Raw genomic sequence first — 22,492 nt, 5'->3', positions numbered from 1 at the left:
GATTGGTTTAAAAACATTGTAAAGCAAATTTAAAGAGAATAATCTCGGGAAGTTTATGAAATTAGGTTTAATAAGGGATAAATATGGGACCGTTGTGGGTTGATGTTGCAGGCTACGAGCTGACAGCTGAAGACAGAGAAATTTTAGAGCACCCAACCGTTGGTGGTCTAATCTTGTTTGCTCGAAACTACCACGATAGCAAACAGTTATCGGCGTTAACTAAAGAGATCCGCAAGGTAGCGAAACGTCCTATTTTGATTGGTGTTGACCAAGAAGGTGGTCGAGTTCAACGCTTTCGCGACGGCTTTTCAATTATCCCTGCCGCTCAAGAATTCGCGACTAAGAATAATGGTGAGCAGTTAGCAGAACAAGCTGGTTGGTTGATGGCTGCGGAATTGATTGCCCATGATATCGATCTGAGCTTTGCGCCTGTATTAGATAAAGGTCACGAGTGTAAAGCGATTGGTAGCCGAGCGTTTGGTGAAGATATTGATACCATCGTTCGCCACAGTAGTGCTTTTATTAATGGCATGAAATCGGTTGGCATGGCGACGACAGGGAAGCACTTTCCAGGACACGGCGGCGTGATTGCTGACTCACACCTTGAAACGCCTTATGATCCTAGAAACGACATCTTTGAAACTGATATGGCCATTTTCAAGGCTCAAATTGAAGCTGGAATATTAGATGCGATGATGCCTGCACATGTGGTTTTTTCTCACTATGATGATCAGCCAGCGAGTGGCTCTGAGTATTGGTTGCAGAAAGTATTGAAGCAGCAGCTTGGATTCAAAGGCTTGGTATTCTCTGATGACTTAACAATGGAAGGAGCTGCCATTATGGGGGGGCCGGCAGACAGAGCGAAAGCGGCCTTAAGTGCGGGTTGTGACATGGTGCTGATGTGTAATAAACGAGATGCACAAATAGAGGCTCTGGACAACTTAACGATTCAAGAGGTGCCTTTAGCTAACTCATTGCTTAAAAAACACAGCTTCGATTTATCGACGCTTTACTCGGATAGTCGGTGGAAAGAGGCCTCAGAGCAAATTAAGCGAATTTTAAACGCTGGGTGATAAATAAACACTCTATAAGTTTGAAGAAGGCGATATGAGAAATATCGCCTTTTTTGTATGTATAGGGTGTGGTTTTGGCCGCTATGTATCTTCTAACGAGTCAAATAGTAAGTGTAAATTATAATTTACATCAAATGTTTTTTATTGTTTACACTTGCAATCGTTTTTGTAGCTGTTATTGTGTTTTTAAAGATTGTTAGCCCAAATGGAAATGTTGGGTGTAAAAATAAATATACAGGTTGAGTTATGCAGAAAAGTGAATTAAGCAATGTCAATATCATCGACGAACAGGTACTGATTACTCCTGAAGAGTTAAAAGCAAAACTGCCTTTGAGTGATAATGCTCGTCGTTTCATTCAAGAGTCTCGTCAAACTATCGCAAACATCATTCACAAGAAAGATCATCGCATGCTTGTAGTATGTGGCCCATGCTCTATCCATGATATTGAGGCGGCGAAAGAGTACGCGAAACGTCTAAAAGCCTTATCTGAGCAACTTAGCGATCAACTGTATATTGTTATGCGTGTTTACTTTGAAAAGCCTCGTACTACTGTGGGTTGGAAAGGCTTGATCAATGACCCACATCTAGATGGTACGTTCGATATTGAGCATGGTCTGCATGTTGGTCGTGAGCTTTTAGTTGAGCTAGCTGAGATGGAAATTCCACTAGCGACAGAAGCACTAGACCCAATTAGTCCACAATACCTAGCAGATACCTTCAGCTGGGCTGCGATTGGCGCACGAACTACTGAATCTCAAACTCACCGTGAAATGGCAAGTGGCCTTTCAATGCCAATCGGTTTTAAGAATGGCACTGACGGTAATTTAGGCACTGCAATCAATGCAATGCAGGCGGCTTCTTCGAGCCACCGTTTCATGGGTATCAGCCGCGAAGGTCAAGTTGCGTTATTAACAACGCAAGGTAATCCAAATGGTCACGTAATTTTACGTGGCGGCAAGCAGACTAACTACGATTCAGTGTCAGTACATGAATGTGAGCAAGAGCTTGGTAAGTCTGGATTAGAGGCGGCATTGATGGTTGATTGTAGCCATGCAAACTCTCGTAAAGACTTCCGTCGTCAACCACTGGTGGCTGAAGATGTGATTCATCAAATTCGCGAAGGCAACAAGTCGATTATCGGCTTGATGATTGAGAGCCATATTAACGAAGGAAATCAATCCTCGGATATACCTCTCAATGAGATGAAATACGGTGTTTCTATTACCGACGCGTGTATCAATTGGGATTCAACTGAGGCACTATTGAAGCGTGCACATACGGAATTAGTCCCGTTCTTAGAGAACCGCTTGAAAGGTTAGTCAGAGTTTAAAATTTAAGTGCCTCATCTAATGGGGCATTTTAAGATCTGTTGCTAACAAACCTGCGCCAGGTGGGCTTATAGATTAGTACGGGTTTATAGATTTAGTAAGGAATAAAATGGCCGTTGAACTGAACGAATTACGCGACCAAATCGATGTTGTCGATAAACAAATGTTGGATTTACTGGCTCAACGTCTCGCTCTAGTAGAGAAAGTGGGCGAAGTAAAAAGTGAACATGGTTTACCTATTTATGTACCAGAGCGCGAAGCTGCGATGCTGGCGTCTCGTCGTCAAGAAGCCGAGAAAATAGGGGTTCCACCGCAGTTAATCGAAGATATTTTGCGTCGTACGATGCGTGAGTCTTACGCTAGTGAAAAGGATTCTGGTTTTAAGTGTCTTAACCCAGAGTTACGTTCAGTGGTTATCGTTGGTGGTAATGGTCAACTTGGTGGTCTGTTTGGCCGTATGTTCAAGCTTTCTGGTTACGAAGTGAAAATCCTTGGCAGCCAAGATTGGGATAGAGCCGATGAGATTTTAGATAATGCCGGACTTGTGGTTGTTACGGTTCCAATTCACCTGACAGAAGGTGTGATTGCGAAGCTGGGTAACCTACCAAGCGATTGTATTCTTTGTGATTTGACGTCGATTAAATCAAAGCCTCTGCAAGCAATGATGAACATGCACCAAGGCCCAGTGGTTGGGTTGCACCCAATGTTTGGTCCTGATGTTCCAAGCCTTGCGAAACAAGTGATTGTTTACAGCGATGGGCGTGGCTCTGAAAGCTACCAATGGCTATTGAATCAATTTGGTATTTGGGGTGCGAGCCTTTGCCAGATGGATGCAGCTGAACACGATCACGGTATGACTCTGATTCAAGCACTACGCCATTTCACCTCTTTTGCTTACGGCTTGCACCTAAGTAAAGAGAACCCGAATATTGATCAGCTTCTGAAGCTAAGCTCGCCAATCTACCGACTTGAGATTGCGATGGTTGGCCGTCTGTTTGCTCAAGACCCGAACTTGTATGGTGATATTATTCTTTCTTCGGATGAGAATATTGAGATGATTCGACGTTTCCATAGCTGTTTCGGCGAAGCATTAGAAATCTTAGATGGCAAAGATAAAGCTAAATTTGTTGATAGCTTTAACCAAGTGAGCGATTGGTTTGGTGATTACTCACAACAATTCTTACAAGAGAGCCAAAGTCTGTTAAAACAAGCACATGACTCGATTCATCGTGGCTAATACTGATTTGAAATCATAAAAAAGAGCGACCTGATGGTCGCTCTTTTTTTATCTAATTCAGAACTAAAAGTAGTTGGCCTACTGTAGGCTAAAAGCAATTAGATCATCATAGGCCAAACCAACAGGTCTTAGTCATTAACAAATAGTTAGCCACTAACAACTAATTAGTCGTGATTGGTTTTTTGTTATCTTCACTCGATACAGTGTCTATGGTCGAGCTAATGTAAGGCACGTTCGTTAGGTTGATCTGCAAGCGAACCACATTATCAATCAACTGAACCAGTGGGCCCCACTTAACTTTCTTTTCTTTTTCAAACACGTAGTTGAAGTTCTCTGGTGTCCAATCCATCAAGTATTGAGGGTTCAATGAACGGCCAAGGAAACGTACCTCATAATGCAAGTGTGGTCCGGTAGAGTTACCTGAGTTACCACAATTTGCAATTACGTCGCCTTTACTGACGAATTGACCGCTGCGTACTTTGAATTTCTGAAGGTGTGCGTAAGAGCTCATGAAGCCAAATGAGTGACGCATGGTTAGGAAGTTACCAAACCCTTTGTTACTTGGACGAACGGTTTCAATGACACCATCAGCAGGTGCTAGGATCTCTTCACCTCGCTTACACGTTAAATCGATACCGGTATGGTTATGGCGCTTACCTGAAATAGGGTTTGTGCGACGACCATAAGACGAAGAGATTCGTTGATAAGTCATTGGACTGTCGTTTGGAATCAAACGGAACATTGTCGCTCTTACTGCTGAATCTATCGCAGCAGCATCAATGCGATCTTCTAAAGAGACATCGTCTGTAAGCAGTTCTTCATCGGCAAGGCCAAGCACGGATTCAACATCGAAAACACGCTTACCAAGTAATTGAATCGCACCTTCTTTCTCAGTCAATGTTTGTGACAGCGAGTGGTTTGTTTCTACCTGTTCAGCGTAAAGAAACTCAGTTTGCTCTTTTTCAACAATCAGCGTTTCGATCAACTGCTGTGCATCACCAGCTTGTGATGCCAGCTCTTGCTGACTTTCAAAGTGCATGTAGGTTGCTCCGCCGATCAAGGCTGGAACAGAGAAAAGAGCAGTGGTGCATAAGAGCACGGCTTTTCGGCCGAAGTAAAACGTTTGTTCCCCTTGGCTTGAGGGGATCGTAATAGCAATTTTTTTAGACATGGTTCTGTATTAACTAAATGCTTCTAATAGAAAAAGGATTATGGAGATATTATTCTTTACCCAAATCGGTAAGGTGCTCAATCTCTCTATAAAGCAGTTCATCGTCACCAACGTTAAGTTCTATAAGACGCTTAAGGTGGCTGATACTATCAATATCTAAATGCTCTATGCGTAAACGCATTGAGGTATTGATGGTAGAGACTATCGTTGCTTCTAACTGAATATTGATATCACTGTTTGCGAGCGTAAAGCTGACTTGAACAGGAATATCATGGCTGAGTTGCTGAAAGTCATCGCACTGAATGAGTAAACCATGAAGAGATAAGTCTTGTACCGAACCGGACACATTTACTGGTCCTTGTGATAATTCAGTTGGCACTTGATAAACAACTCGTGAAAACTGACGTCTTTCAATCATAATTCATCTCTCTATATCGATGCGTAACGTGTAAGCTAGATATATCAAAGGCCGCTATTATTGCGGCCTTTGTTCAAAATGCAAGCGAATTTACTTAGCGATACGCTTGTACTTGATACGGTGCGGTTCTGCTGCCTGTGCGCCCAGAGTTTTCTTCAACCACTCAGTGTACTCAGTATAGTTACCTTCGTAGAAGTTAACTTGACCTTCATCACGGTAGTCTAAGATATGGGTCGCAATACGGTCAAGGAACCAACGGTCATGCGAGATAACCATTGCACAGCCAGGGAACTCAAGCAGTGCTTCTTCAAGTGCACGTAGAGTTTCGACATCAAGGTCATTGGTTGGTTCATCGAGTAACAGTACGTTACCGCCCGCTTTTAGCAGTTTAGCTAGGTGAACACGGTTACGTTCACCACCAGAAAGCTGACCGATGATTTTCTGTTGGTCGTTGCCTTTGAAGTTGAAGCGAGAGCAGTATGCACGTGCAGGGATTTCGAAGTTGTTGATCTTAATGATATCAGCGCCTTCAGAGATCTCTTGGAATACTGTTTTTGTATCGTCCATGCTGTCACGGAACTGATCAACAGAAGCAAGTTTAACCGTTTCGCCAAGTTCAACTGTCCCTGAATCTGGCTGTTCAGCACCACTTAGCATCTTAAACAGTGTTGATTTACCTGCACCGTTGGCACCAACGATACCAACGATAGCGCCTTTAGGCATGCTGAATGATAGATCATCGATAAGAACGCGATCACCAAATGACTTAGTTAGGTTCTTAACTTCAAGTACCTTGTCACCTAAACGCTCACCCGGTGGGATGAACAGTTCGTTGGTTTCGTTACGCTTCTGGTATTGGCCAGTCGTCATTTCTTCAAAACGAGCCATACGAGCTTTAGACTTCGCTTGACGACCTTTAGGGTTTTGACGAACCCATTCAAGTTCTTTCTCAATCGTTTTTTGGCGTGCGCTTTCGCCTGCTTTTTCTTGCTTCAAACGCTCATCTTTCTGCTCTAGCCAAGATGTGTAGTTACCTTCCCATGGGATACCTTCACCACGGTCAAGTTCTAGAATCCAGCCAGCAGCGTTGTCTAGGAAGTAACGGTCGTGGGTAATTGCCACAACAGTACCGCTGTAATCAACAAGGAAGTGCTCAAGCCATGCTACTGATTCTGCATCCAAGTGGTTGGTTGGTTCATCAAGTAGCAGCATGTCTGGTTTTTCAAGAAGTAGACGACATATCGCAACACGACGACGCTCACCACCTGATAGAAATTCGATTTTCGCATCCCATTCAGGAAGACGAAGTGCGTCAGCAGCGCGCTCTAGAGCTGTTTCTAGGTTGTGACCATCTTTTGCTTGGATCAGTGCTTCAAGCTCGCCTTGTTCTTTAGCAAGAGCATCAAAATCTGCATCTGGTTCTGCGTAAGCTGCGTAAACTGCATCGATACGCTTAAGCGCGTCTGCAACATCAGAAACCGCTTCTTCTACGATTTCACGCACGGTTTTTGATTCGTCTAGTACAGGTTCTTGCGGTAGGTAACCGACTTTAAGGCCTTGTTGTGCACGAGCTTCACCATCAATATCAGTATCAATACCAGCCATGATACGTAGTAGGGTAGATTTACCTGAACCATTTAGACCCAAAACACCGATTTTAGCGCCAGGAAAAAAGCTAAGAGAAATGTCTTTAAGAATTTGACGCTTAGGTGGAACAGTTTTGCTCACCCGAGACATGGTATATACGTATTCAGCCATTGCCGATCGATCCTAATTTATTGTTCAAAATTGTCTGCTATTTTATACCAATATCCCCAAAGATGTTACTCCTTGGGTAGAAAAGCCAATCTTGGATAAATTCTTACCAGTTATTGTCACAATAATCAGTAAAGCCTTATTTAATAGGCTTCTGAGGCGAAGTGTTAAATATTAATAATATTTACACTCAAAACCTTTACATTTGATGTGATGTCGGGCGTAAATAGACTTCACGTATTCATACACGCACTAAGGAAAGAGCGAATGTTTTTCCGCATTGGTAATACGAAGGTTGCTGTGGCTGCAGCAGCAATTTTGTCTTCATTTTCACTGGCTCCGACGGTTATGGCTAGCACTGTCTCTGAGCTTGAAATGCAGCGTGATGTTTATGACAGAGCGCAAGAGGTTTTAGACAACCGAGACCTAAAAGCTTACTCGGCGCTACGTAATAAAATTCAAACATACCCTTTAACTCCATACACAGATTATCGCGCCTTTCTTATTGGCTTAGGCGATCGTACACCTGCTGAAGTGGATACTTTTATAGAAGAAAACAAAGCCCTGCCATTTTCGAATCGTATGCGCGCACCTTATCTGGATTCACTAGCCTCTCAAAAGCAGTGGCAAACGATATTGGAATTTCAAACCCAAGAGCCGACTGGCGAAAAATACCAATGTATCTATTACCGAGCTCATTATGAGCAAGGTAATCAAGAAATCGCGTTTAAAGGTGCGAAGCAACTTTGGTTAAGCGGCAGTGGTGTTGATGACGCATGTGACCCGCTTTTTGAAGAGTGGGATAAAGCTGGCTTAAGAACCGATGAGTTGATACTAGAAAGGATGTTGTTGGCGTTTGAAGGCCGTAACGGTAAGTTGATGACTTATCTAATTAAACAATTAGATTATGATGAGGCAATTGCTCAAGCCAAGCAGATGAAGGCGTTGTTCAACAAGCCTGAAGATGTTCTCGCGTTTGCCAAGAAGCACCCTGCGAATGAATTTTACCAAGCTCAAACCGAGTTTGGTTTTGAGAAACTGGCAAGGAAGTCAGCAAGCAGCGCTCAAGAGGTTTTTGATGATGTTGTGAAAGCTCAAAAGTTTTCGAAAGAAAAATCCCAAGAGCTAGCGGACTACCTAACGTTCCGCTTGATCAATACCGACTCTGAAGAGTTGATGGCGTGGCGAGACAAAATGCTCGCGAGCTCATCGAAACAGGTCTTGCTGGAGCGACGTGCTCGCTTAGCTATCCAACATGCAGATTGGACTGGCTTGAAAGAGTGGATAGCGCGCTTAGATGATAAGCATCAGGCTTCTCTTCGCTGGCAGTATTGGCAGGGTCGAGCTGAGATAGCGACGGGGGATAGCGCTCAAGGTAACAAGAGACTATCCGATATTATGGGGCAGCGTAACTTTTACAGTGTAGCGGCAGCTAAGCAGTTAGATGAGCCTATCCAGTACCCAACATCCACGTTGAAATACAATGCTGAAACAGTGAAACCTTTTAACACATCATTGACTCGTATTGGTGAGCTGATTGAACGCGATAAAATTGCGGCAGCTAAGAGTGAGTGGCGTTGGTTATTAGCCAATGCAGACAAAGACCAAAAATCGATGCTTGCGGCTCATGCTGCGACAAAGCGTTGGAATCATCTAACGGTCACGGCCAGTATATCAGCGAAGATGTGGGACAATATTACTTTACGTTTCCCAGTTGCGCACAAGTGGTGGTTCAACTTCTATGCCGAAAAACACGATATTGACCCAATCACTTTGATGTCTTTAGCGAGACAAGAAAGCGCGATGGATTCAGAAGCTCGCTCTCCTGTTGGCGCACGTGGCATCATGCAAATCATGCCGAAGACAGCTCAATACACGGCTAAAAAGCATCAAATTAAGTATCAGGGAAGCGACGACCTTTATAATGTCAGCAAGAATATTGAGATTGGTAGCCACTATTTAGATGGTTTGCTTGCTCAATATGACAACAACCGTATTTTTGCTTTTGCCGCTTACAACGCAGGGCCTAGCAGAGTAAAACAGTGGCGTTCACGTAGTGATGAAAAGTTAGATGCGTATGCCTTTATTGAAATGATTCCATTCAAAGAGACGCGCGGTTACGTTCAGAATATCTTGATGTTCGAGACGTATTATCGAGATATTCTAGGTGAGAAAGGCGCGTTTTTGGCCCCTAATGAACTAGCCACTAAATATTAGTGGCTCGATGCTTTTTGTTTAAAGCTGAGTAATATAAAAGGCAGTGAGTTCGAACCATTTCCACTTACTGCTTTTTTGCATTGGATCAAAGTTAGTGTTTCGGTATAAAGTGTTAAACGCTTTCAATCGTTAAGCGGCTACTTCAAGCCAAAATTTAAAAGTAAGTGTAGATATATGGCATCACAACCTGAATATGATAATTGGCAACAACTAATGGATTTGGTAAAAACAGCGGCTGAAAAAGATCAGCATGAGCTGTTGTTGACCATGATGATGACATCTGATGAGCGAGATGCTTTGGTTGCTCGAGTGAATATCCTTTGTGAACTCATGAAAGGTGAAATGTCACAGAGACAGGTGAGTCAAATGTTAGGAGTGGGTGTGGCGACTATCACGCGCGGTTCAAACGAACTAAAAGCTAAATCAGAACAAGAGAAAGCCGCTATTTCGGGGTTGCTACTCAAGTAAGCCCTTAAAACAGCACACTTTAAGAATTCGATAAAAACGCTAACCACAAGTTAGCGTTTTTTGTTTCTGACTCACTCACTTTTTATCTATCGAATCTAAATGTTTGATAAAAATGCTTTCAATGAAATCTAGCTAGGGAAGTGTTCTGGGTTAACAAATGGGATCAGCGCTAAGATCAAAGCTTGATGATACACAGAACTTCGAGATAGTTGATTGTGTGTAAGTAAGCCAATTGCGCCGCCCTTTTGTTTTATGTTATCCGTTCCGAAGACTTCATCCATTACGTCTCCTAATTCATTCGCATGCTGGAGTTTATCAAGCACAACAGGTGGTAACATTAAGCTTGCAGAGCGAGACTCGCCACGTTGACCATTTGCTTCAATTATCATCCAAGCAAAGGTAACGTTGCCTTCAATTCCAGATTCTAACCCAACATGAAAATCTGCATTTGGCAGTTCTTGGATTGCATTGTTAACGCGATTTAGAGCGCCTTGATAAGTCTCATCATTGCTCATCGGTTGATCGGACACTCCACTAGGGACGCTGATACCTTTGAATTCGAATTCAGAATCAGGAAAAGCAGAAAGGAATGCACTTTTAACGGCGTTTATTTTAGCTGGGTTCAGCGACGCAATGACGACGGATTTCATGTATTGGATTCTTTTTGTTGTCGATTAAATTGAGTTGGTGTAGTCGATACCATTCGTTCAGTTCTTCCAATGGCATCGGTTTACCGAAGTAATAGCCTTGCAGCATATCGCACTGCGCATCTTGCAACCAGTGATGCATGCTTTCGGTTTCGATGCCTTCGGCTGTGACCTTTTTGCCTTGAGCATGGCATAGCCCGATAATCGGTTTTACTATGTTCTGATTATCGGTTTCAATTAAGGTGTCTAAAAAGACTTTATCTAGTTTGATTTTTTGAGTCGGATACTGCACCAGTTGAGTGATCGAAGTATATCCAGATCCAAAGTCGTCAATCGCTAATCGATAGCCCATTAGCGAGAGTTGGTTGAGCAACGGAAAGCCTTGTGAATCTGAGTAAAATGTTTCGGTTATTTCGAAATCAATCAAGCTAGGTGGAATTTGATTAATATCAGCATGTTCTTTAATGAAGTCAGCAAGGTGCGTCGTTTCTATCCCTGCAGAAGATAAGTTAATTGATAGCTGTACCGAGTGATCAAATTGAGCCTGAAGTCGATGAAAAGACATGAATGCATTTTGAATTACCCAACGGTCAACTTGTTCGAACAATCCAGTTTGTTCAGCAATTGGAATGAATTCATCAGGTGGAACTAAACCAAGTTGTTTCGAATCCCAGCGCAATAAAACCTCAACACCAATAATATGGGCTCCGGTTGAATCCATATAGGGCATATAGACGAGTCTAAATTCGTCATCAAAGTTCTTGTCTCTGAGTGCTCGCTCGATGTTTGCTTGGCGTTGAATTACTTTGTCTAAATCTCTTGAATAGTCAGCAAATTGGTTTTTCCCCGCACGCTTGGCTTGGTACATCGCCGTGTCAGCATGTGAGATTAACTTCTCAATTGAGTGACCGTCGTTAGGGTATGTTGCAATGCCGATACTGGCTGTAATTGGAAAACTTCCAGATTCGGTGGTAAAGCCTTTTTGAAGTGGTGTCAGCAAATCGTCCGAAAACTTATGGGCGATATTTCCTCTCTGAGTGGGAGCATTGATGTACACGACAAATTCGTCTCCAGAGAGGCGAGCAGGCATACAGTGAGCGTCGTATTTTGTTTGATAATGGGCACAAATATCGGAAATACGCTTGGCGAAAGAGACCAATATTGAATCACCAATTTGATGTCCGTATTTGTCGTTAACAAACTTGAAATTATCCAGGTCAAAGTAGAGAACCCATGTTTCGGTATTTGAGCTAGGCTTTGGTAGCGATTGTTGAACAAAGGTTTGAAATTGATGCCTATTGGCTATTTGTGTTAATTGATCATTCTCAGCCAAAAGCTTAGTTTGCTGATAGGTATTATCTAACTCTTGGTACATGTCATAAAAACGCTGCGATAGACGACCAATTTCATCACGAGTACCCAAGCGTTCAATATTCTTACGTTGTTTTTTCTCTACTTGTTGTAGCTGTCTATCGAGTCGTGTTATCGGAGTAATAACACTGCGTGACAAAAGCATGAGCAATAAAATGACGGTAACTAAGGCAGAAAGTGCAAATGATAAACTTAGTTTGTTCCAAATGGAGTCGAGTTTGTTCTCTAATAGAAACTGTGCAGGGTCTACTGTGGCGTAAAGCTCTGGTGCAAGCTTTACTGAGTGAGTAACACTGTTGTCCATCGAAACCGCGATAGGTGTGAAAAACAGACTTGTTTGATAGTCGAACTCTATCTGTTTTCTCAGTGCATTAAATTTGTCGAGAGAGACCGAGACTACAACAAAAAAAACATCATTGAGTGGGCTGTTTGTGGATGGATCAACGGCTTTTTTACCTAGCATATCATAATGAACCAACATTCCTTCTCCTTGAGAGTTTTGGATATAGTTGGTGCTCGATGTTGCTAATGTCTCTTGGTAATGTTGATCAACAAATTCTAATATCTTAGTGTCAATCTGAGCTCTAACATCATTGCTATTGTCTGCGTAGTAATTGAGCTTTCGATCACCATTGAGGATCGCTAAGCCAGTATAACTTTCATCACCATCCTGCAATACATGTATGGCTTTTCGAAGATTACTAACCAATTCAAGATCGCGAGATAAACTCTGTTCGGTGAAAAAGTACCGCTTAACCATATCACTTTGAGTCAATGTGTAAGAGTAGCTATTGAGGAAGGCGCGAGACTGTCGAAAATGCCCGGCTAACTTTTCCATATTCAGTTGAAGTGCGTTGTCTTCGCGTTTGATGAAGCTGCTTTTCTGCGTTGAATAGATAATATAGTTAGAAGCCGCGGTACTGATCAGTATCACAGGAGTTATCAGTAGTAATATTTTAGTACTTAGCTTCATAGTTAATGACAACACTATTTATAAATTAAGCAGATGATTTTATGTTACTTAATGCTTGCTCGCTATTAATTGCACTTAGTTCGATGCGTTCCTGTGAAGGGAATTAGATTTTCGATTTATTGTTGGAAGTTTTATCAATGAAGATGGAGTGAATGAAGCTGTTGATTTGGTGAAGCTAGAAAGGTTTGATAGCTGACAATAACCTGCTAACGAATAACTAATTGAGATATAACAAAATATTTTTGTACGTCATTTGGTCGAATCGTTATTACGTTAGCAGTGATGTTATTTTACTTAGTGGTCTATCATAGGCCAAATGCTAGTCACGTCATGCTCACGACAACTTAACTTGAGTCGCCTTAATGTTTTCACTTGGGTAGCATCCCAGTACTTTCAGGTGACGGGTAATGGCCGTTAGTTCAGTTATCGCTTGTTGCATGTTATCTGAATCTAGGTGCGCCTCTAAATCAACATAGAACATCTCTTCCCAAGGGTTTCCCATGATAGGACGAGATTCCAGCTTGGTCATGTTGATACCTAGACGTTGCAAAATAAGTAGTGTCTCCACTAGGGAGCCAGCTTCTTGAGATGTCGACATAATCAACGTTGTTTTAGCTGGAATTTGAGTTGAAACCTCAACGGGTTTGCGAGCTACAACGATGAAGCGAGTATGGTTCTCTGTTTGGTTTGCAATATTGCCTTGGATAGGCTGCAGGCCGTAAAGCTTACCACTAGACGCATTACCAATAGCGGCAACATCATCACCATCCAGTTCTTTTACTTTCTTCATTGCATCTGCTGTGCTTGCACAAGATTCAAGACTCACGCCTTTTAAGCGACTCAAAAACTCACTGCATTGTTGATGTGGCTGTGGGTGTGAATAGAGTGTTTTGATGTCTTCTAAACGGATATCACTTTTCGCAACAAGGCAGTGCTCAATAGGCTGAGAAAGTTCACCAACGATGTAAAGAGTCGTGTGTTGTAGTAGGTCGTAGACTTCGTTAATTGACCCTGAGCTGGTGTTCTCAATAGGCAATACACCGTAGTCAGCATGGCCAGATTCTACTGTTGATGCTACTTCTTTGAAGTGATTACAGTTTAATTCAATCAACTCCATATTCTTACGGCTAAAATATTCACGGCTCGCCAGATGAGAGTAGGAGCCTTTAGAGCCTAAGAATGCAACGCGAGCCAGTGGCTTACGGCTTTGTGGATTCGCCAAATTTTGCAAGTATGACTGTTGCAGTAGAACGGAATCTTCAATGATTGTGTGAAACAGTTTAGTGATGTACTGCGCATCAAGCTCATATTTATCTTTACCATTGTTAATGAGCTTAACCAGAAGCTGCTGCTCACGAACAGCATCGCGTACAGGCTTTGATGTTTCTACTTTGCTTTTCGCAACTTCGATACTGAGTTTGCGACGTTCGGAAAGTAAACTCAGCAGTTCGTCATCTAAATCATTAAGACGAAGGCGGATATCATCCAGTGAAATTGAGCGGTCAGTCATAAATGTGTCCTTATAAAAAAGCCTCCCTAGTGTGGGAGGCTTCTTGTTCGTTTTTGACTTGTTTTTCTAAAACGACTCAGCCTCCGATTTACGGAAGAAAAAAGAAGTCAAAAATAAACAAAGATTGAGAGTGCATAAAAAGTGATTGTTTTATGAATGTTTAAACACAATAAGCAAGCGAGCTACGAGCGTCAAGCAAAAAAATAGCGCCTTGAGGCGCTATTTTTTAATCTGTTCTCTTTCCTTATTCTACTTCAGCTTCTAGCTCTTCAATTTCAGGCTTTTCAGCGCGGCGCGCTTCTGGTTTATGGCGTAGCTTGTTGAGTTGACGCTCTAGTTTTTGTTCTACTTCGTTGATAGCTACGTAGAGGTCGTCATGGATTGATGAAGCAACAAGTTTGCCTTTCGGTACGGTTAGAACCGCTTCAAATTTCTTTTTCTTGTTTGGTTCTTCACTAAAGCTCGCTTGGCAACCAATGATGTCTACTTGCCATTTATCAAGCTTTTTAAATTTGCTTTCTATGTGATCACGGATTGCAGAGGTAATGTCGATGTTTTTACCAGTGATGTTCATTTTCATAGAAGTTTTCCTCTGTTGTATCCCTCATGGGTTAACTTCAGATTACGACTTTTAGGAATTTAGAATGTGATCTGGATCTCATTTTTATTGGGTGGGATGAGCATTAAAATCAAATGTGATCTTACGCAAGTCTTGATATATTTTTGGCGAAAAATGCTTGTTATCCTTATGAAAAACGATAACTTGGAGGCAAGGCTTCGCTAAAAATTACATCAGTTTTTAGGGGCGTTTTACAGCCTTTTTAAAGTGCGTGATGAAAATTCACTCAATAAGATTATGTGAACTAACGCACACTTAGCTTCTGCTTTAATGGAATATTGAAAGCCCGCACCGGTTTCCTTGTGCGGGCTTTTTAGTTTTTCGTTGCTTCGCGATTTCGCAATCGGAAAGTTTAGTATGGACTCAATATGACTTTTTTGAGTTTGTACGTTAATCGCTGGTTTGTAGTAATCTCGCTGTACCGTTCTCTCGGATGGTATTAATTGCCTGTAATTGTTTGTAAATAACGAAGTAGCGGTTGATATTAGTGACGTAAGTAACGGGTTCTTTACTCACATACTTACGCGTGATGATTTCTACATTCTTGAACCAGATGTTGGGGTTATAACCTTTTTCCTTGGCTATAGCTCTCATCTTTCTAATTTTAGCGGGTCCGGCGTTGTAAGATGCCAACGTAAAGTAGATTTGGTTATCAGGAGATATTGCCGGGTCATCAAAATACCGATCTTTGATAAAACGCATGTATTTCACGCCCGCGTGGATATTGTTATCCACTTTGTGAATGTTTTTAATATTGACGTTTTTGTCTCTAGCAGTACTCGGGAGTACCTGCATTACGCCAATTGCACCTCGGTGAGAAACCCTGCTCTGATCAAGTCCTGATTCTTGAAAGCCTTGAGCTGACATCATTAAAGGGTCAAATTCATACTTGCTTGAGTATTTTTCAAACACATCAGCGAGTTTAGCCACTTTGTCGACTTTGTTAGGATTGAGAGCTCGGCCTAGCCAGCGAGTATTATCGATATACTTTTGATATATCACGTTGCCGAGTAAGGTGCCGCTGCGAGAGGTTTTAACGTATTTATTGATCTCTTTCTTTAAAATTGGACTGTCTTTTCTTAATGCCCAAGCAATGCGACCATTTTCTCGTAAAGGCAAGTCGGTATGGACTTGAATATTTTCCATTACGTCAGTCCATAGTTTTGCTTTGTGACTATCGAGTATCGTGCCTTGTATATAACCTTGGTTAACTAACTCGATCAGTTCGTAGTCTTGTAATGATTCTTCGACAAAGTGGACGTGAAGTGGGGATAAATCTAATCTATTGAGTTCTTTGTTCACTCTCTGCACACTCTCGAAATAACTTGAGCTTGCACGAATCCACACCTCTTTGTCGCTTAGTTGTTTGATATCGGTAATAGGGGGAGACTTTTTCCCAGTGATAATGAGTTCTTTGACACTTGTTATCATTGGGTCTGAAAAATCGATGGCTTGTAAGCGTTTATCGGTGACCGTTAGGTTTGCTACGGCGATATCGCCATAACCAGATTGCAACGAGGGGAGTAGGTCATCTCTTTGTATGGGGATGATTTGAACATTGAGGTAAGGGTGTTTCTTACGAAGATTTTTCTCAAAGTGATAGAGCATCTCTGCCACTATACCCTTTGGTTTGCCATCTTCTATGTAATAAAATCCAAGATCGGCCGACACGAGTACTCTAACCATTCCTTTGGTTTTAAGTACATCCAAGTCGCCCATGTAAGGCTTATTGCTTAATGGGGATAACTCCAATGAGTGGGAAATTTGGCTAAATAGCATGATCCCAATAAATAATAACAACCTACTCACATCCACACTCCATGTTGATGATTTGTTAAAAGTTATTTATTGAAGATACCGTGTATTATGCGATTCATCAAGTTTACGAAATGTGGTTAAAAAAAAGCGCGCTAATAAATTAGCACGCTTTTTTATATTGATATGTAAGTAGTTGATTAAGGTAGTGGGTTTAGCTCAATTAACTGCTCTGTTCTTGCTACCGCATCTTCCAGACCTAGTTTTTTGTAGGCTTCTAACTGTATGTCTAAAGATTTACGAGCCGCAATGGTATCAGGGTAGGTTTTTTGTAGTTCTTGTGTACGGTTCACTGCAGCAATCCAAGCTTCACGTCGTAGGTAAAAGTCAGCCGTTGCTAAGTCATACTCTGCTAGGCGGTTTTTAAGTGCGAACATGCGTTTTTGTGAGTCTTCGGCATAAGGGCTGCTAGGGAAGCGTTCGAGCAGTCGCTTGAAGTCAGCAAAAGCAAGCTTCACGGGTTCTGGATCTCGGTCACTTCGGTCGATATTAAAAATATCGTGCATGAAGTTTCTATCTTGAGCCATGTGCGTTAAGCCACGCATGTACAGTACCCAGTCTTGTTTCTCATGGGTTGGGTTCAAACGTAAGAATCGCGAAATAGTTGCAAGGCCAAGTGCCAAGTCATCATTTTTGTAGTACGCGTAAATTAGATCCAGTTGTACTTGTTCTGAATAGGCGCCGAATGGGTAACGAGAGTCTAAGGCTTCTAGCTTTTCGATTGCTGAAAGCCAACTACCACTCTGCAGTGATTGTTGAGCGTCAGAGTAAAGAACCGATGGCGGTACATCCGGTACTATTTCTTCACTACTTGAACAGCCAACTAAGAGTGATACGGCTAATAGACCCGATAAAGTAAGGTGTTTCATGTCAGGCGTCGATTCCTTGAATTAAATATTTCGTAAGCTTCCGTTACTTTCTAACCAGTAACAGATACAATGATGCAATTATTCTATTTTATCCATACTAATGGGTATTAGTCTCACGGTTTTTAAAAAAGTTCGATATGGCTCAGCAGATAACATTAACAGACACAGTAAAAAGCAGCCAGTTAGGTCAACGTTTAGACCAAGCTGTCGCTGAACTATTTACTGATTTTTCTCGCTCTCGTATTAAAGAGTGGCTTCTTGACGGCAAAATCCAAGTGGATGGCGAAGTTATCACTAAACCGCGCACTACAGTTTTGGGCGGTGAAGCGATCATCTTACAAGCGGAGCTTGCGGATGAAGAACGCTGGGAAGCACAAGATATTCCGTTAGACATTGTCTATGAAGATGATGATTTATTGGTTATCAATAAACCTCGTGACCTGGTTGTACACCCAGGCGCAGGTACGCCGGATGGAACCATACTAAACGCATTGCTTTTCCATTACCCTCAGATTGCCGAAGTACCTCGTGCTGGTATTGTGCACCGTCTTGATAAAGACACAACTGGTCTTATGGTTGTGGCTAAAACGGTTCCAGCTCAAACTCGCCTTGTACGAGCTCTTGCCAAGCGTCGTATTACTCGTGAATATGAAGCAATTGCTATTGGTAAAATGACTGCGGGCGGTGTAGTAGAGAAAGGCATTAGCCGTCATGCAACGAAGCGTACGTTAATGGACGTCAATGAATTGGGTAAGCCTGCGGTAACTCACTACCGTGTTGCTGAGCATTTCCGCGAACATACTCGTATTCGTCTGCGTCTAGAAACCGGTCGTACTCACCAAATCCGTGTTCACATGTCATATCTTCAGCATCCGCTGTTAGGTGATATAGCGTACGGTGGTCGTGCACGTATTCCAAAAGGTGCATCTGAAGAACTAACGACAATGATTCGTTCTTTTGATCGCCAAGCACTACACGCGGTTATGCTGAAGTTTGTTCACCCGATTACTGGTGAAGAAGTTGAGTTCCATGCACCTGTGCCAAATGACATGGTTGTGATGGCTGAAGCATTGCGTGTTGATGCTCGCGAAAACATAGAAGACGACATTTAATCGTGTCAATGATCATCCCTGACTGGAATGCACCACAAAACGTAAAAGCATTTGCTTCGACTCGTTTTGATGGTTGTTCTACAGGTGCTTATCAAGGGTTAAACCTTGGTATGCACGTTGGGGATGATGCTTTACTTGTTGAAAGTAATCGAACATGGCTAAAGCAACAATCTAAGATGCCCACGGCTCCGGTATGGCTAAATCAAACTCACTCAACTGATGTTGTTACGGTTTTAGAACCTGCGGTGAATGTGCTTGATGCGGATGGTACATTTACCACTGCAAAGGGTGTTGTGTGTTCTGCGATGACAGCCGATTGTTTACCGGTCATCCTTACCGATACCAAAGGTACTCAAGTTGCTGCAGTTCATGCAGGTTGGCGTGGTCTTGCTGGTGGTATTCTTGAAAATGCCGTCGCAAAGTTTTCAAACCTAGATTCAGATAACCAGATTATTGCTTGGCTTGGCCCTGCAATTGGTAAAGAGGCATTTGAGGTTGGCAACGATGTGTTGGACGCTTTTGTTCGTTTTGACGCTCAAGCGAAGTTAGCATTTAAAGCCAAATCCGAACCTGGCAAGTGGTTAGCAAACATGTCTCAACTAGCAACCCAACGACTCAATAAGGTTGGCGTTACTTCGGTGACAGATTCGAATTTATGTACTTATACTGATTCCGATGCTTTCTATTCTTATCGTCGTGATGGCATTACTGGGCGTCAGGCTACCTTTATTTGGTTAGAGTAACTTCTAATTAATGTAATTACCCATCGAGCTCATTTATATTTCCATATAAGCTCTATTCTTCATTTTTATCCCTTGAAAATCTTCGTTACCGTATCCATCTTCTAAACATAAGATAAACATATCTAAGAGTAGGAAGGTTGGCATGCGTCTCGATCGATTCACTAGTAAATTCCAAATTGCGATATCTGATGCTCAGTCGCTCGCATTAGGTCGTGATCACCAATATATAGAACCAGTACACCTAATGGTGTCGTTGCTTAATCAAGATGGTAGTGCAATTCGTCCATTGCTTACTATGTTGAATATTGATGTGGTTCAACTTCGTTCTAAATTGAGTGAAATGTTAGACCGTGTACCGAAAGTAAGTGGTATCGGTGGTGACGTTCAGCTTTCTAGTGCGATGGGTACGTTGTTCAACCTATGTGACAAGGTGGCGCAAAAGCGTCAAGACAGTTATATATCCTCAGAAGTCTTCTTACTTGCAGCTATTGAAGATAAAGGACCTTTAGGTAACTTGCTTAAAGAGCTAGGTCTTACAGAAAAAAAATTATCTCAAGCTATCGAACAAGTTCGCGGTGGGCAGAAAGTCGATGACCCGAATGCAGAAGATCGACGTCAAGCACTCGAGAAGTTCACCATTGATCTGACTGAAAGAGCAGAGCAAGGCAAGCTTGACCCTGTGATTGGTCGAGATGATGAAATTCGTCGCACCATCCAAGTTCTTCAGCGTCGAACCAAAAACAATCCAGTTATTATCGGTGAACCTGGTGTTGGTAAAACCGCAATTGTTGAAGGCTTGGCGCAACGCATTATTAATAACGAAGTACCTGAAGGTTTAAGAGGCCGTCGCGTGCTGTCGTTAGATATGGGTTCTTTGATTGCGGGCGCTAAATATCGTGGTGAATTCGAAGAGCGTTTGAAATCAGTTCTCAACGAATTATCTAAAGAAGAAGGAAACATCATCCTCTTCATTGATGAAATTCATACTATGGTAGGTGCGGGTAAAGGCGAAGGCTCTATGGATGCCGGTAATATGCTGAAACCAGCATTGGCTCGCGGTGAGTTGCACTGTGTCGGAGCAACAACTCTTGATGAATATCGTCAGTATATTGAGAAAGATCCTGCTTTAGAGCGTCGATTCCAAAAGGTGATAGTCGATGAACCAACCGTAGAAGATACCGTTGCTATTCTCCGCGGTTTAAAAGAACGCTATGAACTTCATCACCATGTAGAAATTACCGATCCAGCTATTGTGGCTGCGGCAACATTATCTCATCGGTACGTTTCAGATCGTCAGTTACCAGATAAAGCTATTGATTTGATTGATGAGGCTGCTTCGAGCATTCGTATGCAAATAGACTCAAAGCCTGAGTCATTGGACAAATTAGAACGCAAGATAATCCAACTGAAGATCGAGCAGCAAGCGTTAACTAACGAAAATGACGAAGCCAGTGAAAAGCGTCTTCGTACATTGCAATCTGAGCTTTCCGATAAAGAACGAGACTTCGCGGAACTTGAAGAAGTGTGGAATGCAGAAAAAGCGGCTTTGTCTGGAACGCAACATATCAAATCGGAATTAGAACAAGCTCGAATGGATATGGACTTTGCAAGACGAGCTGGTGATCTTAACCGAATGTCAGAGCTTCAATATGGTCGAATTCCAGAGTTGGAGAAGCAGTTAGATCTTGCGACTCAAGCTGAAATGCAAGAAATGACGTTATTACGTAACAAAGTCACCGATGCAGAAATAGCAGATGTTCTATCGAAGCAAACGGGTATCCCTGTTTCTAAAATGCTAGAAGCTGAGAAAGAGAAGCTTCTTAAAATGGAAGGTGTTCTGCACAAGCGCGTTATTGGTCAAGCAGAGGCGGTTGAAGTGGTATCGAATGCGATTCGTCGTAGCCGTGCTGGTTTATCAGACCCAAACAAGCCGATTGGCTCTTTCTTATTTCTTGGCCCTACTGGCGTAGGTAAAACCGAACTTTGCAAAACACTCGCTAACTTTATGTTTGATAGTGACGATGCCATGGTGCGTATCGATATGTCTGAGTTTATGGAGAAACACTCTGTTGCTCGTTTAGTTGGGGCTCCTCCGGGCTATGTTGGATATGAAGAAGGTGGCTATTTAACAGAAGCTGTACGCCGTAAACCTTACTCAGTGATTTTGTTGGATGAAGTTGAGAAAGCACATCCGGATGTTTTCAATATCTTATTACAGGTTCTCGATGATGGACGATTAACTGATGGACAAGGTCGTACGGTAGATTTTAGAAATACGGTCGTGATCATGACATCTAATCTAGGCTCTTCGAGAATTCAAGAAAACTTCAATACACTTGATTATCAAGGAATCAAGAATGAGGTGATGGAAGTGGTCAGTAAGCATTTCCGTCCTGAGTTTTTGAACCGTGTTGATGAAAGTGTTGTGTTCCATCCTCTAGGCCAAGATCACATTCAGTCCATAGCCTCTATTCAGCTTGAACATCTTAAAAAGCGAATGGAAGAAAATGGTTATGAACTTGAAGTATCCGACAAAGCACTTAAGTTGATTTCTCAGGTTGGTTTCGACCCAGTGTATGGCGCACGACCATTGAAAAGAGCGATTCAACAGAGTGTCGAGAATCCGTTAGCGAAAGCGATATTGGCGGGAAAAATCAATCCTGATAAGAAAGTGCAGCTATTAGTGAATAATGACCGAATTATTGCTCATCAATAATCAAACTATGAATAATAGGTACGATTAGCCGAAATTAAGGTTTAATCGTACCTATTTTGAACGCTTTGTGTGAATAGTGTCCGAACGGTCGCTTGCGACGGTTTTTTTTCATTTTTGCCCTTGTGCAAAGGATTATTCTCTCTATAATGCGCCTCCGTTCCCAAGGATAACCAAGCGGTTTGAACTAAGTAACGAGACGCCATTAAGCATTTAAGATGCTTTGAAAAATTAGCGAGAAAAAGTGTTTGACACTGGAACCCAATTCGCTAGAATGGCCGTCCACTTCGAGAGGCTCCTTACTTAAAAGGAACGCTTAAGAAGTAAAGCTCTTTAACAATTTAAACCTATCAATCTGTGTGGGCACTCGTTGATGAATATCAAAACGTTTTATCCTTTGGATAAAACAGTTACTTCGGTAACACAATGATTTCAATGAACTGAGTGACCAA

The 22,492-nt window shown here is 42.2% G+C and carries 17 protein-coding genes and 1 other annotated feature; of the genes, 8 read left to right on the top strand and 9 right to left on the bottom strand.

The annotated features are described in order from the left end of the window. Nucleotides 1–83: 83 nt before the first annotated feature. The 3 genes from nagZ to tyrA all read left to right on the top strand — a co-directional run bounded on the left by nagZ (nucleotide 84) and on the right by tyrA (nucleotide 3,639). Nucleotides 84–1,073 carry a beta-N-acetylhexosaminidase gene (gene nagZ, locus L8S15_RS18940; protein WP_280574675.1) on the top strand — a complete coding sequence of 330 codons (990 nt, stop codon included), beginning with the start codon at nucleotides 84–86 and terminating at the stop codon, nucleotides 1,071–1,073. A 246-nt stretch (nucleotides 1,074–1,319) separates the two neighbouring features. Continuing rightward, nucleotides 1,320–2,393, top strand: a complete 1,074-nt coding sequence (locus L8S15_RS18935; protein WP_016767721.1) for a 3-deoxy-7-phosphoheptulonate synthase — start codon at nucleotides 1,320–1,322, stop codon at nucleotides 2,391–2,393. A gap of 118 nt (nucleotides 2,394–2,511) precedes the next feature. Beyond that, nucleotides 2,512–3,639: a bifunctional chorismate mutase/prephenate dehydrogenase gene (gene tyrA, locus L8S15_RS18930; protein ID WP_046209296.1), complete on the top strand. Its 1,128-nt coding sequence runs from the start codon at nucleotides 2,512–2,514 to the stop codon at nucleotides 3,637–3,639. 160 nt (nucleotides 3,640–3,799) lie between these two features. Here tyrA and L8S15_RS18925 read toward each other — a convergent pair whose 3' ends face one another. The 3 genes from L8S15_RS18925 to ettA form a co-directional block, all read right to left on the bottom strand. Continuing rightward, entirely contained in the window at nucleotides 3,800–4,810 is a 1,011-nt protein-coding gene (locus L8S15_RS18925; RefSeq protein ID WP_010434851.1) for a M23 family metallopeptidase, read from the bottom strand. A gap of 49 nt (nucleotides 4,811–4,859) precedes the next feature. Beyond that, the gene (locus tag L8S15_RS18920; protein WP_010434852.1) at nucleotides 4,860–5,228 is read right to left on the bottom strand and encodes a PilZ domain-containing protein; all 369 of its coding nucleotides are present in this window, start codon (nucleotides 5,226–5,228) and stop codon (nucleotides 4,860–4,862) included. 90 nt (nucleotides 5,229–5,318) lie between these two features. Beyond that, nucleotides 5,319–6,986, bottom strand: a complete 1,668-nt coding sequence (gene ettA / locus L8S15_RS18915; protein ID WP_009848459.1) for an energy-dependent translational throttle protein EttA — start codon at nucleotides 6,984–6,986, stop codon at nucleotides 5,319–5,321. Nucleotides 6,987–7,250: 264 nt separating this feature from the next. Between ettA and sltY the strand changes: the two genes are divergently transcribed. After that, nucleotides 7,251–9,200 (top strand): murein transglycosylase, encoded by a 1,950-nt coding sequence (gene sltY, locus L8S15_RS18910; protein WP_280574669.1) that lies wholly within the window; start codon nucleotides 7,251–7,253, stop codon nucleotides 9,198–9,200. A 174-nt stretch (nucleotides 9,201–9,374) separates the two neighbouring features. After that, the gene (gene trpR / locus L8S15_RS18905; RefSeq protein ID WP_010434864.1) at nucleotides 9,375–9,668 is read left to right on the top strand and encodes a trp operon repressor; all 294 of its coding nucleotides are present in this window, start codon (nucleotides 9,375–9,377) and stop codon (nucleotides 9,666–9,668) included. 128 nt (nucleotides 9,669–9,796) lie between these two features. On the opposite strand, the gene yjjX is transcribed toward trpR, so the two are convergent. From yjjX to L8S15_RS18875, 6 genes are all read right to left on the bottom strand, one after another. After that, nucleotides 9,797–10,318: an inosine/xanthosine triphosphatase gene (gene yjjX, locus L8S15_RS18900; RefSeq protein ID WP_010434866.1), complete on the bottom strand. Its 522-nt coding sequence runs from the start codon at nucleotides 10,316–10,318 to the stop codon at nucleotides 9,797–9,799. Further along, nucleotides 10,281–12,659, bottom strand: a complete 2,379-nt coding sequence (locus tag L8S15_RS18895; RefSeq protein WP_280574665.1) for an EAL domain-containing protein — start codon at nucleotides 12,657–12,659, stop codon at nucleotides 10,281–10,283. The genes yjjX and L8S15_RS18895 overlap by 38 nt, the downstream gene beginning before the upstream one ends. Nucleotides 12,660–12,993: 334 nt before the next feature. Next, a complete protein-coding gene (pheA, locus tag L8S15_RS18890) occupies nucleotides 12,994–14,169 on the bottom strand; it encodes a prephenate dehydratase (RefSeq protein WP_010434870.1) in 1,176 nt (391 codons plus the stop codon). A gap of 12 nt (nucleotides 14,170–14,181) precedes the next feature. Next, nucleotides 14,182–14,303, bottom strand: a sequence feature (Phe leader region). Nucleotides 14,304–14,413: 110 nt separating this feature from the next. Further along, the gene (gene raiA, locus L8S15_RS18885) at nucleotides 14,414–14,749 is read right to left on the bottom strand and encodes a ribosome-associated translation inhibitor RaiA (RefSeq protein WP_280574662.1); all 336 of its coding nucleotides are present in this window, start codon (nucleotides 14,747–14,749) and stop codon (nucleotides 14,414–14,416) included. 429 nt (nucleotides 14,750–15,178) lie between these two features. Then, entirely contained in the window at nucleotides 15,179–16,603 is a 1,425-nt protein-coding gene (locus L8S15_RS18880; RefSeq protein ID WP_315897589.1) for a lytic transglycosylase F, read from the bottom strand. Nucleotides 16,604–16,743: 140 nt separating this feature from the next. Beyond that, complete coding sequence (locus L8S15_RS18875) at nucleotides 16,744–17,472, bottom strand: outer membrane protein assembly factor BamD (protein ID WP_010434874.1); 729 nt, start codon at nucleotides 17,470–17,472, stop codon at nucleotides 16,744–16,746. A gap of 137 nt (nucleotides 17,473–17,609) precedes the next feature. Here L8S15_RS18875 and rluD point away from each other — a divergent pair, with 137 nt between their 5' ends. The 3 genes from rluD to clpB all read left to right on the top strand — a co-directional run bounded on the left by rluD (nucleotide 17,610) and on the right by clpB (nucleotide 22,043). Further along, a complete protein-coding gene (rluD, locus tag L8S15_RS18870) occupies nucleotides 17,610–18,584 on the top strand; it encodes a 23S rRNA pseudouridine(1911/1915/1917) synthase RluD (RefSeq protein ID WP_010434876.1) in 975 nt (324 codons plus the stop codon). Between the two features lie 8 nt (nucleotides 18,585–18,592). After that, the gene (gene pgeF / locus L8S15_RS18865) at nucleotides 18,593–19,327 is read left to right on the top strand and encodes a peptidoglycan editing factor PgeF (protein ID WP_010434878.1); all 735 of its coding nucleotides are present in this window, start codon (nucleotides 18,593–18,595) and stop codon (nucleotides 19,325–19,327) included. A 142-nt stretch (nucleotides 19,328–19,469) separates the two neighbouring features. Then, complete coding sequence (gene clpB, locus L8S15_RS18860) at nucleotides 19,470–22,043, top strand: ATP-dependent chaperone ClpB (protein WP_010434880.1); 2,574 nt, start codon at nucleotides 19,470–19,472, stop codon at nucleotides 22,041–22,043. The last annotated feature ends 449 nt before the right edge of the window (nucleotides 22,044–22,492 follow it).

Origin of the sequence: Vibrio sp. S/42/10, assembly GCF_029890535.1 — a bacterium.
GTDB lineage: Bacteria > Pseudomonadota > Gammaproteobacteria > Enterobacterales > Vibrionaceae > Vibrio > Vibrio cyclitrophicus.
The sequence above is the reverse complement of the archived record's forward strand: the minus strand, read 5'-3'. Positions and strand labels throughout refer to the sequence as shown.

Bases quoted from the DNA above. Each gene is read 5' to 3' on its own strand.
- rluD (WP_010434876.1), top strand. From the start codon at position 17,610: ATGGCTCAGCAGATAACATTAACAGACACAGTAAAAAGCAGCCAGTTA.
- trpR (WP_010434864.1), top strand. From the start codon at position 9,375: ATGGCATCACAACCTGAATATGATAATTGGCAACAACTAATGGATTTG.
- L8S15_RS18935 (WP_016767721.1), top strand. From the start codon at position 1,320: ATGCAGAAAAGTGAATTAAGCAATGTCAATATCATCGACGAACAGGTA.
- clpB (WP_010434880.1), top strand. From the start codon at position 19,470: ATGCGTCTCGATCGATTCACTAGTAAATTCCAAATTGCGATATCTGAT.
- L8S15_RS18925 (WP_010434851.1), bottom strand. From the start codon at position 4,810: ATGTCTAAAAAAATTGCTATTACGATCCCCTCAAGCCAAGGGGAACAA.
- tyrA (WP_046209296.1), top strand. From the start codon at position 2,512: ATGGCCGTTGAACTGAACGAATTACGCGACCAAATCGATGTTGTCGAT.
- raiA (WP_280574662.1), bottom strand. From the start codon at position 14,749: ATGAAAATGAACATCACTGGTAAAAACATCGACATTACCTCTGCAATC.
- L8S15_RS18920 (WP_010434852.1), bottom strand. From the start codon at position 5,228: ATGATTGAAAGACGTCAGTTTTCACGAGTTGTTTATCAAGTGCCAACT.
- pheA (WP_010434870.1), bottom strand. From the start codon at position 14,169: ATGACTGACCGCTCAATTTCACTGGATGATATCCGCCTTCGTCTTAAT.
- sltY (WP_280574669.1), top strand. From the start codon at position 7,251: ATGTTTTTCCGCATTGGTAATACGAAGGTTGCTGTGGCTGCAGCAGCA.
- ettA (WP_009848459.1), bottom strand. From the start codon at position 6,986: ATGGCTGAATACGTATATACCATGTCTCGGGTGAGCAAAACTGTTCCA.
- yjjX (WP_010434866.1), bottom strand. From the start codon at position 10,318: ATGAAATCCGTCGTCATTGCGTCGCTGAACCCAGCTAAAATAAACGCC.
- nagZ (WP_280574675.1), top strand. From the start codon at position 84: ATGGGACCGTTGTGGGTTGATGTTGCAGGCTACGAGCTGACAGCTGAA.
- L8S15_RS18875 (WP_010434874.1), bottom strand. From the start codon at position 17,472: ATGAAACACCTTACTTTATCGGGTCTATTAGCCGTATCACTCTTAGTT.
- L8S15_RS18895 (WP_280574665.1), bottom strand. From the start codon at position 12,659: ATGAAGCTAAGTACTAAAATATTACTACTGATAACTCCTGTGATACTG.
- pgeF (WP_010434878.1), top strand. From the start codon at position 18,593: ATGATCATCCCTGACTGGAATGCACCACAAAACGTAAAAGCATTTGCT.